This is a genomic window from Legionella tunisiensis, assembly GCF_000308315.1.
Classification (GTDB): domain Bacteria; phylum Pseudomonadota; class Gammaproteobacteria; order Legionellales; family Legionellaceae; genus Tatlockia; species Tatlockia tunisiensis.
Genome location: NZ_CALJ01000298.1, coordinates 1 through 14,205, shown reverse-complemented (window position 1 = coordinate 14,205; position 14,205 = coordinate 1). Strand labels below are relative to the sequence as shown.

The window sequence follows — 14,205 nt, the reverse complement described above, 5'->3', positions numbered from 1 at the left end:
TGTACTTCGCTGCTCAAAAAATCAGGGCATAAGCGCTCAAACTACTTTTTTGTGGCGAGTCGCTCTCTTAGTCTAAGGTAATTTGCTTGGCATGATGTTTTTCTAAAATATAGATTACTTGACTCAGTTGCTCTTGCGAAGTCGTATTAACCCATAAAACAAAACCGCCTTTCTTTCTTGTTTTATTATCATATTGCGATAAAGCTTAAGAAATCCCGCAAGGATTGATCCAATAATAGCTCCTACAATAACTCCGATACCCCCATAAAATAAATTGTCTTTCGGAGAGCGGAAATCTCCTAAGAGAAAAATACCTATGGCAGCAAAAATAAAAATCGGGATACCAAGAGAAAAACCGAGAACCCAACCAAAGTCATCCATCATGAAAGGCTCTTTTTTAGGAGGATCAGTGCTATGTTGCAGGCTATTGGGATCTGGAAAAGGAGTACCATACTGCTCAGCTAGCTCACCCGGACTTCCTTGAGCACTAATGTCCTGGCGTCCTATGGCTTTTTCACTCAATTCCGTAATGATAATTTCTAATTCTTGTTCACTATCAATAATGGCACTAATTTTTTTGCTCTTGAAGTAGCCATAGTATACTCCTGGCTAAATTAGTTTTATTTCTTCCTTCTATTAATAAGCATAGCTGCTTTTAGATTAAGATATCCTGATAATTTCTAGATTACCGTTTTTGTTCCTAGTGCTAAAGATAAAAAGGATGAATTTAGCTCAGATAAAGGGTAAAATTTGCGCAACTTTGTGTTTCTGATATTTGATATGAAATATTTGATCTTTTTATCTCATAGTACATAGCTTGGCCTATGCCGCAATTTATCCAGTCACACTGGGTAATACTAAGGTAAAAATTATAAAACAGAATGGGAGCGGGAAAACATTTATTCATTTGCATGAGAATGAGAAAACGGCATTGGAAGCGGCTAAAACCTTTATTAAAAAGAAGGGCGGTACTTTAATAACGCTGCGGCATTCAGGAACGCGTAATATCGTTTTTCACTTACGTCGTGTGCGTTATGAATTTGATCCAAATCGTATTTTTACAGATAGAGGGATTAAAAAACACTAAAACAATATGGCGCTTATTCCCCGGCAGCGCATGCCGAAGTTAGAAAATTTGCCAGTAAAATTAAAAAACTGCTACCTAAAAACGAGAAGGTTGTTGCAGTTCATAATAATCGAGCTTATTCGATAAAAGAATATTTTCCTAAACAGTCTTTGGCAAAGGATGTTAAAGCGCTTAATTATCGAGTTAAGAGTAATTATAGAAATTTCTATTTTGTTACCAAATCAGAAGAATATAGGCGTCTAAAGAAACTGCAATTTAATGTTGCATTACAATCAACTAATGCGACTGATGACGGATCGTTATCATTTTATTTAGCTAAAAAGAATTATATTAATATTGAGTCTGCCTTTGGTGCATTAAAAGAACAAATAAGAATGCTATATAATGCCTAGAGTGCTTATTTCTCAGGGCATATCAGTGGGAAGAGAAGAGGTATTAGTTTGTTTCGCTGTCAACCAGGGTTCAGTTTCTGAACTAAAATGCTCTTGATAGAGGTTTTGTAACCTCACTGCTAAGGCGCTATTGCCAGATGGTTGATGAGAGATATTTCGTTTTATAAAACTATGGCTTTGCTGCTCTCTTATCAAATGCGTATCATTTGCCGTTATAATGTGATGCCGAATACTATCAATATGAGCAATTCTTTTGCCAATGTGGGTATCTAGGATCAGTAATATTTTATTCATTGTTAAAGGTTCAGTAGGCTTGGTTTGACAATGATATTTGGCAATCTCAGTCGCGAGGAAAAAAGCAGCTTTCTTGTCTTTTTTAAGGTCGATGTATACCCTTCTAATTCTTTAATGAATAATTGATTATAATGATCGATTTTTCTTGTTGTGGTTTGTCGAATAATCTATTTAGCCCATAGTCTAGGGCATTATAGAGATTTGCTTCTTCTTGAATTTTCCTAATGACGACATTGGCTTCTGAGCGATGTGCTTTTAAAATTTTCCCCGCTTTTAGCCATTCGTCGATATCCGTTTCTCGCCTTGCTTGCCATAAGCAATTGTGAAAAGCTGCCATCACGGTGTGATTGTAATATTCTTTTGCCATTTGTCCGATTATAGTAATTTGGCAATGCCATTCTTCTGGTATTGGTATGGCTCCGAGTGAAACTGCTTCCGTCAATGATTGATCGCCTGCCACTCCGCAAACATCAGATAAACGCATGAGATCAAGCATCAAGTCATGGTGAAACCTGTTTCGTTGAAACACTCTGAATTCTCTTTCATTAGGTTTATTGTTGTCTAATACAATACTATCTTCTTCCCCCCTCTCATTATAAAAGCTAATTTTTGTATAGCCTAAGTTCTTTAGTGCTAATAAAAAATCCTTATCTTTTAACATAGTAAGAATTGATTCAGCTTTCTTATGTTTATTATTTGAACTGACAAAAAATTAGCATGTTCTTTATCATTGCTTGCGGCAAAAGCCATTGCTGCTCTTTTATAGGAGACTGGCCAATTATAATAAGCAAATGCACAGCCGTTTTGGGCTACAAATTTGGTAGGATCCGTATTTTGCAAGAGTTGTTTCTTTAATAGTTGGTCATCTTTATCGAGAGCGTTACCTTCTAATATCTTTGTCCTCGCTTGCATTTTTTCAGTTGGGCTTAATTGCGAAAATTTTTTAAATTTGGTTCAATTAGTATTCCCGGGTATCCTTTACCTAGATTACCACTCATATCAATAACGTCAGGATTATTTAGCTCATAAGGGGAGGTTAAATAAGAGCCGTATTCACCAATAAAAATTTGTGGGTGTTTTAGCTTTTCTTAACGAGTTATTAAAAAATTGCGGTCTCAATTTCCAATGAAATATTGGTTTCATCGACCAAAGTAAAAAATCGGCTGTTCCAGATACAACAGTCCCCAGACGGGGATGAATGGTACTATCCAAAAATTCAGGATCAATTTCCTGTATTTTTTCAAAAGATTCCATTTTAGCGCTAATCCAAATAATTGCTTGCGGATATTTTTTAAAGAGAAATTTTGCCACCTTGATGGCGAGGGAAACGTCACCATAACCATTTTGATCTACCATGTGCAGCAGAATAGGGTCTTTTAAACTAGATACTATAGTTGCTGATGCGTTGACATCACTGCTCTTAATCATATGAAACTCAAATAAAGCTATCCATTTTTAGTGTAGACTGTTACTTGATTAATTTGATCTTTATTTGATCGACTGAATTGTAAGTAGATGAACTCTCGCAATATTTTATGTGACGCTAAGATGCTTTATCTTCATATCAACTCGCTAAGTTGTTATGCTTAAGCTATGCTGAGTTTGAAAGCATCTTATCAATTCAATGGAGTGGTGCACTATGAATTTCTCTTTAAAATCAATTGCAACTGCTGTGATTGTTAGTTTTTCTCCTATGATTGTTTGTGCTGCGGAGAGCGAAAGTCAAAACGCGGAATCTTTTCAAACAACCTGTGTTAATACTTGGATGAACCGAGTAAGTGAAGCAAAAGATAAAGTGGACTATAAAGATTTTGGTGAAAAATATTGTGAATGTGCTGCAACCCAGCCTTTGGATTCCGATGAAGCTGTGAACAAGGCAATTCAGCTTTGCATGTCACAAACCTTATTGCACGATACGATGGATTCTTTAGAGGAAGAGATAGGATTAAGCGAGGTTACAGAAGATGATATTTCCGAATATTGTCTTGATCGCTGGAACCTTGTTTATCCTAAATTAAGCGAGAATGGCAAGAAGGCAACTCAAGCTTATTGTGAATGCGCCAAATCGAAATTGATGGGGCTTATTAAAGAAGCTGATAATATGACTGATAAACAATACGCGGATGAAATTAATAGCATTGCAGCGGCTTGTTCGCCACAAGTCAAATCTGATAAAGCGGCTTCAAAGGCTGCTGAGGAATGAACAGTTGAATGAGATTGAAGATTGTCTCGCAATAGGGAACTACCTATTGCGGGCTAAAATAAGTGGTGGAAAATTAATAGTTGTAAATAAGTTTTGCTAAGCTTAGAAGCACAAGATAACATTTTCAATGGTTTCATTCTTCAATCATGTTAAGGAGATTAATCATGAAGAAGAATTACCTTGTTGAGCGGATGAACAAAGACGAGGTTAATATCGCCATTGCCTGGGCGGCCAATGAAGGATGGAATCCAGGACTACATGATGCAGAGTGTTTTTATCAAACAGATCCCCATGGTTTTTTGCTGGGAAGTTAGACGGCACGATCATCGCCGTAGGTTCGGCGGTAATCTATGATAAGCAATTTGCTTTTTGTGGTTTCTATATTGTTGATAAAATTTATCGTGAACATGGCTATGGTTTGGCACTCACGAAAGAGCGTTTGGCTTATGCAGGACAACGGAACGTTGGTCTTGATGGCGTGACTAATATGCTCGATAAATATGCGCGATTAGGATATAAATTTGCTCATAATAATGCCCGTTATAGTCATTCTGGATTTAATCCAATTGTTAAAACCAATAATGCTTTGGTTCTCTTAAAGGAAATAGATTTTAATTTGTTGCTTACCTATGATCGCCAACATTTCCCGGCTGAGCGTGCTGCTTTTTTGCGATGTTGGATTAATCAACCAGATAGTCTTGGCATTGGTTATCTTAAAGATAGTAAACTTTCTGGTTATGGTGTTATAAGAACCTGTCGGCAAGGATATAAAATTGGTCCTTTGTTTGCTGATAATGCGGCGATAGCAGACGAACTATTTATTGCTCTGGCAAGTTATGCTCAGGGTAAGCCTATTTATTTGGATATTCCTGAAAATAATCCACATGCTAAAGCCTTAGTCCAGCGTTACCAATTGGAAAAGGTTTTTGAAACCGCACGTATGTATCTAAGGGAGCAACCTTCCTTACCAATGGAACATATTTATGGAATTACTTCCTTTGAGTTAGGATAAACAATGTTACGAGACATGGTGGGATACGGAAACAAGCCTCCTAATATTCAATGGCCAAATCAAGCCAAAGTAGCTCTCAATTTTGTGATTAATTATGAAGAAGGAGCGGAATTAACACCAGTCAATGGCGATGCCTTTTCTGAGATTTATGGGGGAGAATTTCCCTTAGCAGCTAAACCGGAAGGAATGCGTAGTCTGAGTATGGAGTCTTTATTTGAATATGGTAGCCGCGCAGGTTTATGGCGTCTAATACGCTTATTTGAGCAAGAGCAAATTCCACTCACGTTTTTCATAACCGGTTTAGCGTTAACTTACAATGCAGAACTAAGTCAGTATTTACAAAAATCAGCGCATGAAGCGGCTGGGCATGGGTGGCGCTGGATAGATTATGCACAATTATCTCCTCAAGAAGAAAAAGAACATATTCTTCTTTGTATTAATACTATAGAAAAATTAACGGGGCAGCGACCTCAAGGCTGGTATACTGGACGGCGTAGTGAACATACGCGTGATTTATTATTGGAAATAGGTGGTTTTCTCTATGATTCAGATAGTTACGCTGATGACTTGCCCTATTTTTATACTAATCAACATCATTTAATTATTCCATATACACTAGATTGTAACGATTTTCGGTTTAGTACTTCACCTGGTTTTAGTCAGGCTGATGATTTTTTAAATATTTAAAAAATACGTTGGATTTTTTATATCAAGAAAATAGAACGACTATGATGACGGTAGGTTTACATCCGCGCTTTAGCGGACATCCTGGTCGTTGTTTAGCGTTAAAGCAATTTTTAAGTTATCTCAAACAATTCCCCGATATTTGGATAGCCCGCCGTATTGATATTGCAAGATATTGGTTACAACAGTGTAAAGCGCCTTTTTCTAAAAATTAGTCGAGATGAAAACGTTGATTGCTGTAACTTTGATAAAACAAGATCAAAGTTACAGCCGTAATAGAGGTTTACTGCCTTACTAACACTGAAGCAGGTTGTTCTATTACTTCGGCAAGCAGTATATGTGCAGTCAATTCTTCGTGAGCTTTAGAGTCAACGAGTACGTGTTGTGAAAAATGAAGCACTATAATGCTCAGCGGCAGAATGATAACCATATCTAATGGAAATTGAAGGAATTGTATACCCCCCAAAAGCGCCTAAATATGACAGAAACAACATAGCACTCATGTAGAAGATAAACCAATATAAGCTAGGGCTACAATCAGTGAACCGGCGTTTTTGGTAAATGAGGTTGATAGCAAAACCAATCAAGAGCGCTAAATCGAGTTTCCAAAGAATGTCAAACCCACACCAATAGAGCATTAAATTACATGCATAAAAGGCAGCATGGCAAAAAAACAGACTTGCAGATAGCTTAAAGGGTCTGTCGCGATTGGGTTGAAGTTTTCGCATGGCTAATAAACAGATAGGTCCTATGCCGTAAGATAAAATACTGCATGACGACAGGAATGCGACCATTTTCTGCCAGCCAGGAAAGGGTAGAAAAGAGAAAAGTCCGACTAAAAAATTAGCGTAGAGAGTAATATAAGGGATTTTATGTCGATTAACTTTGGTAAATATTTTGGGCAAATGATTATTTAAAGACATGCCATATAAAATGCGGGAAGTAGCTGCTGTATACACAAGAGTAGTACCAAAAGGTGAAAAGGCAGCATCAAACATTAGCAGCATGGCAATACCACCTAAACCTACCAATAAGGTCAGGCCTACTAGAGGACCACTATCACCTGGAAAACTTAGACTTTGCCAACCATGCGCTACATAGGAGGATGGAATGGCTGCCAGGAAACTGAGTTGCAACATAAAGTACAATACAAAGCCAATTAAAACAGCGCCTAAAATAGCAATAGGAATATTGCGTTGTGGATTTTGCACTTCACCAGCTAACATTAGACCATTCTGAAATCCGGTAAAAGCAAACGCTACTCCGCCTGCGGAAAGCGCCGTAAATATTTGTATCCAAGCATTTTTATCGGTCAGATGAATATTGATATTACTCATTGACGGTGCAGTATATAGAAGTGAGGCAATGGCAAGACTAGGCACAAAAAATTTGATAATACTGGCAACTTTGTTGCATTCTGCCAATATTCGAATGCCATAGGAATTGAGCAAGATGACAAAAAGCATAATGCCTGTTGCAAATAGATAGCCTACACCAGAGAGAGTAAACGTCATGGCGTCTCTTACGACCAGACTGGGAAAAAATGGCTTGAATATTGTAGAATGGCTTGAATTTCGATAGGTGTCATTACGACATAAGCCAGCCAAGAAGTCCAGGCGAATAAGAAACCCACATCATTCCCATGAGTAAAGCTGGGATAATTGGTCATTCCACCGGAAATAGGAAACATAGCACCCAACTCACAGAGAGGCAGGGCAATAAATAACATAAAAATGGCTGCAATAATCCAGCTGATTAGAGCATTGCTTCCTGCCATTTGAGCGCTGATAAACGGACTAAATAACCAGCCAGAACCAACCATGCCTCCTGCGGCGGCAATCAAAACATTCGTGCGTGAGATATCACGTTTTAACATGCGTTTTCCTTAGTTGATTCAGTACATTCAAACTGTATATATTTATTTTTATGTAATAATTTATTGAGCGAAAAGATTATCGATAAAGCAGTTTATTAACTTAAAAACAATACAAGATAACCTACTCTACTGTACGCATGCAAATGCTATTAAAAAATACAAATAGGTAGAAAGTTTTTAGGTTAGGTTCACTTTGTCTTTGAGCTAAATTAAGATCAGGAACAAAGTGTTTTTTATGGATATTGGTTTGTTTTTTTAAACAAATATTGAAGCTATTCTGCACTAAAAAATAAATGAAGACTCTGTTTTTCGCTCCTAATAAAAATCTATATTCGTGGTGAAAATTCAGAAAAAATTAAAACTATGAGGAAAAAGAGGTGGGTAGTGATTCAGATCACTACCCGGGAATAGACTTATTGGTCTGTTGCCGATGTGGATGAACCTGAGGTGCTGAGTGATGATGAAGGTTGGGCTGCACGAGCATTTTGAATCAGCAACATAGTGTTAGTAAGCAGAATGCGCTCTTGTTGTACGCGAGTCAGATATAATTGATAATTGATTTCAGCTAATAATGTAGCCATTTCTTTTTGTACTGTAGCGGCAGATGCGTTGTTAATCTGAGCTATCCACATGGTATTAACGCTTTGATCAGGATTATAAAGACGCCAAGTTGCCATGTTAAATTCATTGAGCGCCTGACTGGTTGGGGTACTACTAGCACCACTCGTGGCGGCCGGGGGAGTTTGTTGTATTCTTTTGCCAAGAATATAATAGAGGTTGCTAATACCTACTGACGTTTGTGCAGCATAGATACGCAAATTCATCAAATAGGAAGATAGCGTGGCCTGTGCTTGCAGTTGTTCTAGAGTAGGAGTAGACGTGCTTTGAGCAACCTGAGCTTGTGAAAAGAGTGTACTATATTGACTGTAGTTGGGGAGGGATGCAGGGGCAACAGCACCTGTTGCATAACGAATAAAGTTGGCTGCTTGTTGAACCTGATTGGCGGCTGTTAGACCTTGACTCTGAGTATTACCTCCACTTGATGAGGTAGACGCACTATCACTGTTAGTTGTGGAATACACCAGTGGCCCCATCAGACTATTTGCATTGAGCTGAGATAGAAAAGGTTGATTGTAGTCGTAAGAGAAAAAGGTTTCTGGATCAGGTATCCCACTACTATCGCCAATGGCTCCGGGAGTTCCCCCCAATACGTTTGCCATCACCTGATTTTGGTTAAAGACAGTAGAGGGATAGTTACAGGGGTTGATCACAGTCACATTATCATTTTTCAAACAATAACTATAATCAGGCGTTCCTAAAATATTGAGTACAGCCTGGCTTACCGGATCGTTTTGATAGGTCTGCTGATCGATAAGTCTGGACGCAGAAGGAAGTGTGGATGAGTCAACGGAGTTATAAGAAGCATAAATAAGATTTGCAAAACTATTGATTGTTGATGCACCTGCTATGTTATTCATTACCAACAGCACCGGATTTTGGCTAGCGGTATTCACTGGAATTGCAGCCAAAACAGTATCGTACAAAGCGATATAAGATGCTTGTAGGCCTGGTTCATTCAACAACGTCTGGCTAACGGTAACGGGTGGATTATTATTGGGATCCGAGGGGCTGACACTGACGTTATAGCCAAGATATTGCCCTAAATTAAGTAAATAGGTTGCGATGTCACTCATGGAGTCATCGTTACTAGAAGCATAAGTAGACGTAGTTGCAGCAAGTAAAAGACCCGGTAAAACTCGACTAAATAATTTCATCATTCTTCCCCTTCAAGAGCGCGAGCTACAAGTTTTAAGCGATACTCAGAAAAACGCGAGCTAATAATCGTAATCGTTCAAAACACTATATTCCTTTTGAGAAAAAATCCAGCTGGATCATGACTACCGGTACTAGTTTCTTCTGCGTGAATTAATATTCGTGAAGCACTGCCAGGATGAACTGTATCAATGGCTTGCAACAGGCGAAGGCCTCGGCCAGATTTTATATTGCCTACCAAGCGAATAAAGACATCTTCCTGACCTAGCATTCCCATGTCTATTTTTTCGATATCATCTAACTCCTTACCCAAGCGAGAAATGACTTCCTCTAATACAGGATTACCATCAAGAGTCCAGTCTTCAACGCTCTCCATGAAGGTGATAACTCGATAAATCATCGGGTCCACGTAATCATTCCAATACTGCGAAGAGGCTTCGTGACTAAGATCGGGCATTTTTTACTCTTTTTTACGGTGTAATTGATTGGTAGACGGCATATACTATAACTACTATAGTATAGTATGAAGAATAAAAGTCTATTGCTCAAAAAGTAAATTTTATGAAAAAAGAATCGAAATCAAGAGTTGTAATCATTATTAAACGCATTTTCAATGTTCGTTCGTGGTTGGACTTCGATCGTTTAAAGTCATTTACTATGTATTTGGCAAATGGTTTTAAGCGTATGTTTGTACCTCAGCAAAATGTCAAAGGCGAATCATTTGAAAATGCAGCAGCCCGCTTAAATTTAAGTGAAAAGGATTTAATTGCCAAACAATCGGCACTACACCGTTTGAGTATTCTGATGTGCGGCGCAGCGCTATTTATTTTTGCTTACGCCGTTTATCATCTCTTCTATGGCAGCTATAGAGCTGTAATAGTCAGTCTGGTAATCATGATGATTGCTTTAGTTTTAGCATTTCGCTATCACTTTTGGTATTTCCAAATCAAAGAGCGAAAGTTGGGCTGCTCAATCAGTGAGTGGTACAGGCAAGGCTTGATGGGTGAGAAAAGATGAATAAACTGCTCTTTGTGTTACTGGGTTGGTTAGCTCCCTTTCTGACATTTGCTACTAGTAGTAATCCTACCGGTGGTTCTAGCTTAAGTTTTGCGCCGCCCCCCAGCGATATTTCTGTGATATTTTTAGGAAATATTTTTGGGATTGTGGATGGCGTTTTGCATGGTACTGGCAGCCAAATTATGGGTGCCATGTTTGGGGTATTCAACGCTGCTGTTCTAGGTATTGGTGGCGTAGTCATTATGTATACCCTTTTAGTATCCACTATGAATACCGCTCATGAAGGGCAAATGCTTGGTCAAAAATGGTCTTCCATCTGGATACCACTTCGTTCAACGCTTGGTCTTGCTTTATTAATCCCCAAAGCATCTGGTTACTGTTTGATGCAGATCTTTGTTATGTGGATTGTGGTCCAGGGCGTTGGTGCTGCGGACAAGATATGGGCTGCTGCATTAAGTTATTTGAATCGTGGCGGGGTGATTATCCAGGCTCAAATGTCCCCAGGTGTATCTTTGGGGAGCGATTCTGATGCGATTGCTCAAGGTGCGGCGGCTATCCTTAATGGCCAAGTATGTATGTTGGGTATTCAAACTGTGTTAGAAAACACGCGCACAAACTTACTAAATAGTAAACAAAAAATGCTGGTCTTTGTGCGGGTTCGCCATCAGATACTGTGCAGACCTTTTGTAATACTGCGGTGCCTGATTTTTTAAGTACAGTGAACGCCACAACTTACCAGCAGGATAATACATCACCATTTGCTCTGCCAATGCCTAATTTCGCTAGTGGGCCTTATCAATTCCTCAATGGTATTTGCGGCACCATTAATTGGACCGCTTATACTGGGGCTGATGGTATACAATCAACGATTACGTCGATTACGGATAGTGAGTTGGAAACAGCTCAGCTATCAAGAGCCGTAGCAATTCAACAGATGTATATTGATTTATCCGCTGTTGCTCAAGTGATGGTAAATAATGATCCTTATTCTCTGCTTAATCCACCAGCGGCAGGTAGTACGAGCACCGAAACCCCTGCTTCGCCTGTTGCTACACAACAATATGGTGTTGCTTATTTGTCGAGTGGAGTCGCTTGTCCTGGTCCTACGTCGCCCACAGCCCAGCCATCCTGCGTAAGTTGGGGACAAGATAAAACGCTTAGTAACAACACATCAGCGCCGTTGTTTAACGGTACTGAATTTCAGGGAGCAGTTGCTGATTACAATGGTATTATGCTGCCAACACTCAATTTAGTTGAGCAGGCTAAGTATAAAGACACAGCAAATGCTGCTCGGGCCTTTATTCAGCAGGCAAATCAATACGGATGGATTTTGGCTGGAAGTTATTTCTTTGATTTGGCCAAATTAAATCAGGGTAATACGAGCGCCAATAGTGCATCGAATCCAAGCGCAACCAATTCGGATCTGACTGATTCTGGTTCGGGTTTAGAGAAGAGTACTTTTGATGAAAATTTGCCAGTATCTCCTTTTGTCAGTGGGGGTTGTTCGGGTACTTATGCCAGTTTATGCGAGTGGCTGAATAAAGATTCTTCTGCGATACAGGCTGTTATTGGTTTGATTAATGGGTCTACCTTCCTACCCTCTAATGAAATAATACACTCTCCTCCGACTGTCAACCCTAATAAACAAGGTTTAGTAGCTATATCTGGACCAGGTTCTTCCACCGTAAACGGATTTATTACCAATTCGATACTAGTCAATTTGCCCGGTCAGCCAGGTATGACACCTCCTCAATTCGCAATGAATTTCAATATAAATATTGATGTCGGTAAGATGACTCTGAAGGAGGAAGACTTTCCTTGCGGAAAAGTTAAAATCATGTTCTTCAGTTTCTGTTTAGGAGAACTGATGGGTAATATTTTCTATAATATAATTATAAGGAATCTTTTTAACTTCTTCCTCAATATGATGGCGCAAGTTGTCAATACTGTAGTAATGACTTTTCTTGCAGCACCTTTGTATGGAATGGCGAATATCTTTAGAGAAGGTGTGGCGATCATCCAACAGCCAACCGTGAATCCTGTTATTGCTTTAGCTAATATGGGTGTTGCCTACATTAACTATGCGAATGAGTTATGGATAATGTTGATTGGTATGTCAGTCGCTACCATTATGATTCCTTGGTTTGGTATATTTATCGTAGCCTTAATCATGCTGGCACTGCCTCTCATTATTTCCTGGTTAGGGGTCATGGTGAGTATTGGATTCATTACGGCCTATTACATTCCCATGTTGCCGTATATCATCTTCACTTTCGGATCAATTGCCTGGCTAATGGTGGTCATTGAAGCCATGGTAGCAGCACCTATTGTTGCGTTAGGTGTGACTCACCCTGAAGGGCATGAAGCCTTTGGTAAAGGTGAACAAGCTATAATGATCCTGTTAAACGTATTCTTGCGGCCAGCGATGATGATTATTGGTTATATTGCTGCGATTTCATTGTCCTATGTTTCCGTATGGATAATTAATGCGGGTTTCGCTAATGCGCTAGTCTTTATCCAGGGGGCTACTTCTGGGTCTGGCGGTGTAAACTGGAATTATTCGTACACTAGTGATGCTCAATCTGCTTATCAACAAGCAAGTAATATGGGCTCAATGGGTACCGGTTATAGTGGTTGGGCGGGTATTTACGGTTTCTTCTTCTCTGTCCTTATCTATACTACGATGTATCTTATTGTGGTGCAGAAAGCATTTACTTTGATTACGTATCTACCTGATAAAGTCCTACGTTGGATTGGTGGTCAACCCGAGAGTATTGGCCAGGAAGCTGCCCAATGGGGTGAGGAAGCCAAAAAACAAGTGGGTGAGGGTGGCACAGCGACTAGTAAAGGTTCTCAACAGATGGATCAACAATTGGGTGGTTATGCTCAGAAAGGACTTTCTAAACTTCAAGGTAAAAGTCAGCCATCACCAGAAGCCAAAGCTACAGGTGGTAAACATGGTTCTGATGGCGGAGAGTCTTCACCTGGTGGTTCGGCTCCTGAGTAATTATTGAGTACTGAAAGAGATGGAAAAAGGAACAAGTACAACAATGGCTTGTTCCTTTTATTTTTCAAGGGGCTGTACATTTCTACTATCTTGGCACTTATGGTTGGGTTTTCTGCGATTCGCTGCTCGCATAATGCCTGTATGCTCTGCTGTGATGCTCGAACATCAAACCATCATAGTCATGTCAATCGCTCTAATATCAAACACACGATATATACATTCTGCGCTCAGTTCTATGCGATTATCAGTTTTTCTTATTTACCAAAATGTTGGCAATAAAAATTTGAACAATTTGGTTGGCTTGATTAATAGTGTGATTACGAATTTTAACTATGCCTCGTTCAGGTTGGGAGCGAGAAGAATTAATCTCTATTACCTCTGAGCTCACATAGAGTGTATCCATCGGACGTGTAGGATTAGGCCAATTGATCTCTCCTCCTAACCCAATAACTCCCCCCGCAAAACGATGCCCTATTCCTTTAACTAAAAGGCGCATAGTGATGGCTGCAGTATGCCAACCGCTTGCTATTAATCCTTGAAACATTGTTTTCTTAGCGGCGTTTTCATCCAAATGAAATGGTTGGGGATCAAATTCATGGGCAAATAATTTAATTTGCTCTTCATTGACTGTGTAGGTATGACTGATAAAAGTTTGACCTATTTGAATATCCTCAAGAAACAATAAATTAGTATTTTCATTCATCTTGGTCATCTCTGTTTAGAATTTCATGGTCATTCTGCTATTTTTTCAGAGTTTACCTGAAATTCAGAAGGGATCGGAATTATCTTTGATATTCTTTTGTACCAGCAATTATAAGTTTATAGACGCGCTCACTGATTAAGCCTTGCTCAAATTTATT

The 14,205-nt window shown here is 39.2% G+C and carries 13 protein-coding genes and 4 pseudogenes; 8 read left to right on the top strand and 9 right to left on the bottom strand.

The window, feature by feature from the left end:
* Positions 1 to 123: 123 nt before the first annotated feature.
* On the bottom strand, positions 124 to 522 hold the full coding sequence (locus BN58_RS18010) for an AtpZ/AtpI family protein (RefSeq protein ID WP_019218025.1): 399 nt from the start codon (positions 520 to 522) through the stop codon (positions 124 to 126).
* Positions 523 to 817: 295 nt separating this feature from the next.
* Here BN58_RS18010 and BN58_RS37220 point away from each other — a divergent pair, with 295 nt between their 5' ends.
* Positions 818 to 1,087, top strand: a complete 270-nt coding sequence (locus BN58_RS37220) for a hypothetical protein (RefSeq protein WP_332248015.1) — start codon at positions 818 to 820, stop codon at positions 1,085 to 1,087.
* Positions 1,088 to 1,236: 149 nt separating this feature from the next.
* Positions 1,237 to 1,479, top strand: coding sequence for a hypothetical protein (locus BN58_RS37215; RefSeq protein WP_332248014.1), 243 nt, complete (start codon positions 1,237 to 1,239; stop codon positions 1,477 to 1,479).
* Positions 1,480 to 1,491: 12 nt separating this feature from the next.
* On the opposite strand, the gene BN58_RS29145 is transcribed toward BN58_RS37215, so the two are convergent.
* The 4 genes from BN58_RS29145 to BN58_RS29130 form a co-directional block, all read right to left on the bottom strand.
* Positions 1,492 to 1,773 (bottom strand): hypothetical protein, encoded by a 282-nt coding sequence (locus tag BN58_RS29145; RefSeq protein ID WP_019218024.1) that lies wholly within the window; start codon positions 1,771 to 1,773, stop codon positions 1,492 to 1,494.
* 103 nt (positions 1,774 to 1,876) lie between these two features.
* A complete protein-coding gene (locus BN58_RS29140) occupies positions 1,877 to 2,434 on the bottom strand; it encodes a hypothetical protein (RefSeq protein ID WP_019218023.1) in 558 nt (185 codons plus the stop codon).
* Positions 2,428 to 2,685, bottom strand: a complete 258-nt coding sequence (locus BN58_RS29135) for a hypothetical protein (protein ID WP_019218022.1) — start codon at positions 2,683 to 2,685, stop codon at positions 2,428 to 2,430. The genes BN58_RS29140 and BN58_RS29135 overlap by 7 nt, the downstream gene beginning before the upstream one ends.
* Before the next feature lie 141 nt (positions 2,686 to 2,826).
* On the bottom strand, positions 2,827 to 3,201 hold the full coding sequence (locus tag BN58_RS29130; protein WP_019218021.1) for a hypothetical protein: 375 nt from the start codon (positions 3,199 to 3,201) through the stop codon (positions 2,827 to 2,829).
* A 211-nt stretch (positions 3,202 to 3,412) separates the two neighbouring features.
* On the opposite strand from BN58_RS29130, the gene BN58_RS17980 reads away from it, so the two are divergent.
* From BN58_RS17980 to BN58_RS26900, 3 genes and pseudogenes are all read left to right on the top strand, one after another.
* Positions 3,413 to 3,976: a hypothetical protein gene (locus tag BN58_RS17980; protein WP_019218020.1), complete on the top strand. Its 564-nt coding sequence runs from the start codon at positions 3,413 to 3,415 to the stop codon at positions 3,974 to 3,976.
* A 164-nt stretch (positions 3,977 to 4,140) separates the two neighbouring features.
* Positions 4,141 to 4,988: pseudogene (locus tag BN58_RS26905) on the top strand (GNAT family N-acetyltransferase).
* Between the two features lie 3 nt (positions 4,989 to 4,991).
* Positions 4,992 to 5,887, top strand: a pseudogene (locus BN58_RS26900) (polysaccharide deacetylase family protein).
* 68 nt (positions 5,888 to 5,955) lie between these two features.
* Here the strand turns inward: BN58_RS26900 and BN58_RS26895 are convergent.
* The 3 genes and pseudogenes from BN58_RS26895 to icmW all read right to left on the bottom strand — a co-directional run bounded on the left by BN58_RS26895 (position 5,956) and on the right by icmW (position 9,778).
* A pseudogene (locus BN58_RS26895) lies at positions 5,956 to 7,548 on the bottom strand (APC family permease).
* 413 nt (positions 7,549 to 7,961) lie between these two features.
* Positions 7,962 to 9,326 (bottom strand): type IVB secretion system protein IcmX, encoded by a 1,365-nt coding sequence (gene icmX / locus BN58_RS26890; RefSeq protein ID WP_156812624.1) that lies wholly within the window; start codon positions 9,324 to 9,326, stop codon positions 7,962 to 7,964.
* Positions 9,323 to 9,778, bottom strand: a pseudogene (gene icmW / locus BN58_RS26885) (type IVB secretion system protein IcmW). The gene icmX and the pseudogene icmW overlap by 4 nt, the downstream one beginning before the upstream one ends.
* A gap of 104 nt (positions 9,779 to 9,882) precedes the next feature.
* Between icmW and icmV the strand changes: the two are divergent.
* Genes icmV through dotA form a run of 3 tightly spaced genes read left to right on the top strand, consistent with a single transcriptional unit; the run spans position 9,883 to position 13,345 of the window.
* A complete protein-coding gene (gene icmV / locus BN58_RS17950; protein WP_019218016.1) occupies positions 9,883 to 10,338 on the top strand; it encodes a type IVB secretion system protein IcmV in 456 nt (151 codons plus the stop codon).
* Entirely contained in the window at positions 10,335 to 11,051 is a 717-nt protein-coding gene (locus BN58_RS35190; RefSeq protein WP_051131952.1) for a DotA/TraY family protein, read from the top strand. Before icmV ends, BN58_RS35190 begins: the two co-directional genes overlap by 4 nt.
* Positions 11,012 to 13,345: a type IVB secretion system protein DotA gene (gene dotA / locus BN58_RS26880; protein WP_232220759.1), complete on the top strand. Its 2,334-nt coding sequence runs from the start codon at positions 11,012 to 11,014 to the stop codon at positions 13,343 to 13,345. The genes BN58_RS35190 and dotA overlap by 40 nt, the downstream gene beginning before the upstream one ends.
* A gap of 244 nt (positions 13,346 to 13,589) precedes the next feature.
* Here dotA and BN58_RS17940 read toward each other — a convergent pair whose 3' ends face one another.
* Complete coding sequence (locus tag BN58_RS17940) at positions 13,590 to 14,048, bottom strand: MaoC family dehydratase (protein ID WP_019218015.1); 459 nt, start codon at positions 14,046 to 14,048, stop codon at positions 13,590 to 13,592.
* Positions 14,049 to 14,205 lie beyond the last annotated feature (157 nt).

Coding starts and splice junctions, on each gene's coding strand:
- BN58_RS29140 (WP_019218023.1), bottom strand. CDS start 2,434: ATGTTAAAAGATAAGGATTTTTTATTAGCACTAAAGAACTTAGGCTAT.
- BN58_RS17980 (WP_019218020.1), top strand. CDS start 3,413: ATGAATTTCTCTTTAAAATCAATTGCAACTGCTGTGATTGTTAGTTTT.
- BN58_RS35190 (WP_051131952.1), top strand. CDS start 10,335: ATGAATAAACTGCTCTTTGTGTTACTGGGTTGGTTAGCTCCCTTTCTG.
- BN58_RS17940 (WP_019218015.1), bottom strand. CDS start 14,048: ATGAATGAAAATACTAATTTATTGTTTCTTGAGGATATTCAAATAGGT.
- BN58_RS29130 (WP_019218021.1), bottom strand. CDS start 3,201: ATGATTAAGAGCAGTGATGTCAACGCATCAGCAACTATAGTATCTAGT.
- BN58_RS29135 (WP_019218022.1), bottom strand. CDS start 2,685: ATGCAAGCGAGGACAAAGATATTAGAAGGTAACGCTCTCGATAAAGAT.
- icmX (WP_156812624.1), bottom strand. CDS start 9,326: ATGATGAAATTATTTAGTCGAGTTTTACCGGGTCTTTTACTTGCTGCA.
- icmV (WP_019218016.1), top strand. CDS start 9,883: ATGAAAAAAGAATCGAAATCAAGAGTTGTAATCATTATTAAACGCATT.
- BN58_RS29145 (WP_019218024.1), bottom strand. CDS start 1,773: ATGAATAAAATATTACTGATCCTAGATACCCACATTGGCAAAAGAATT.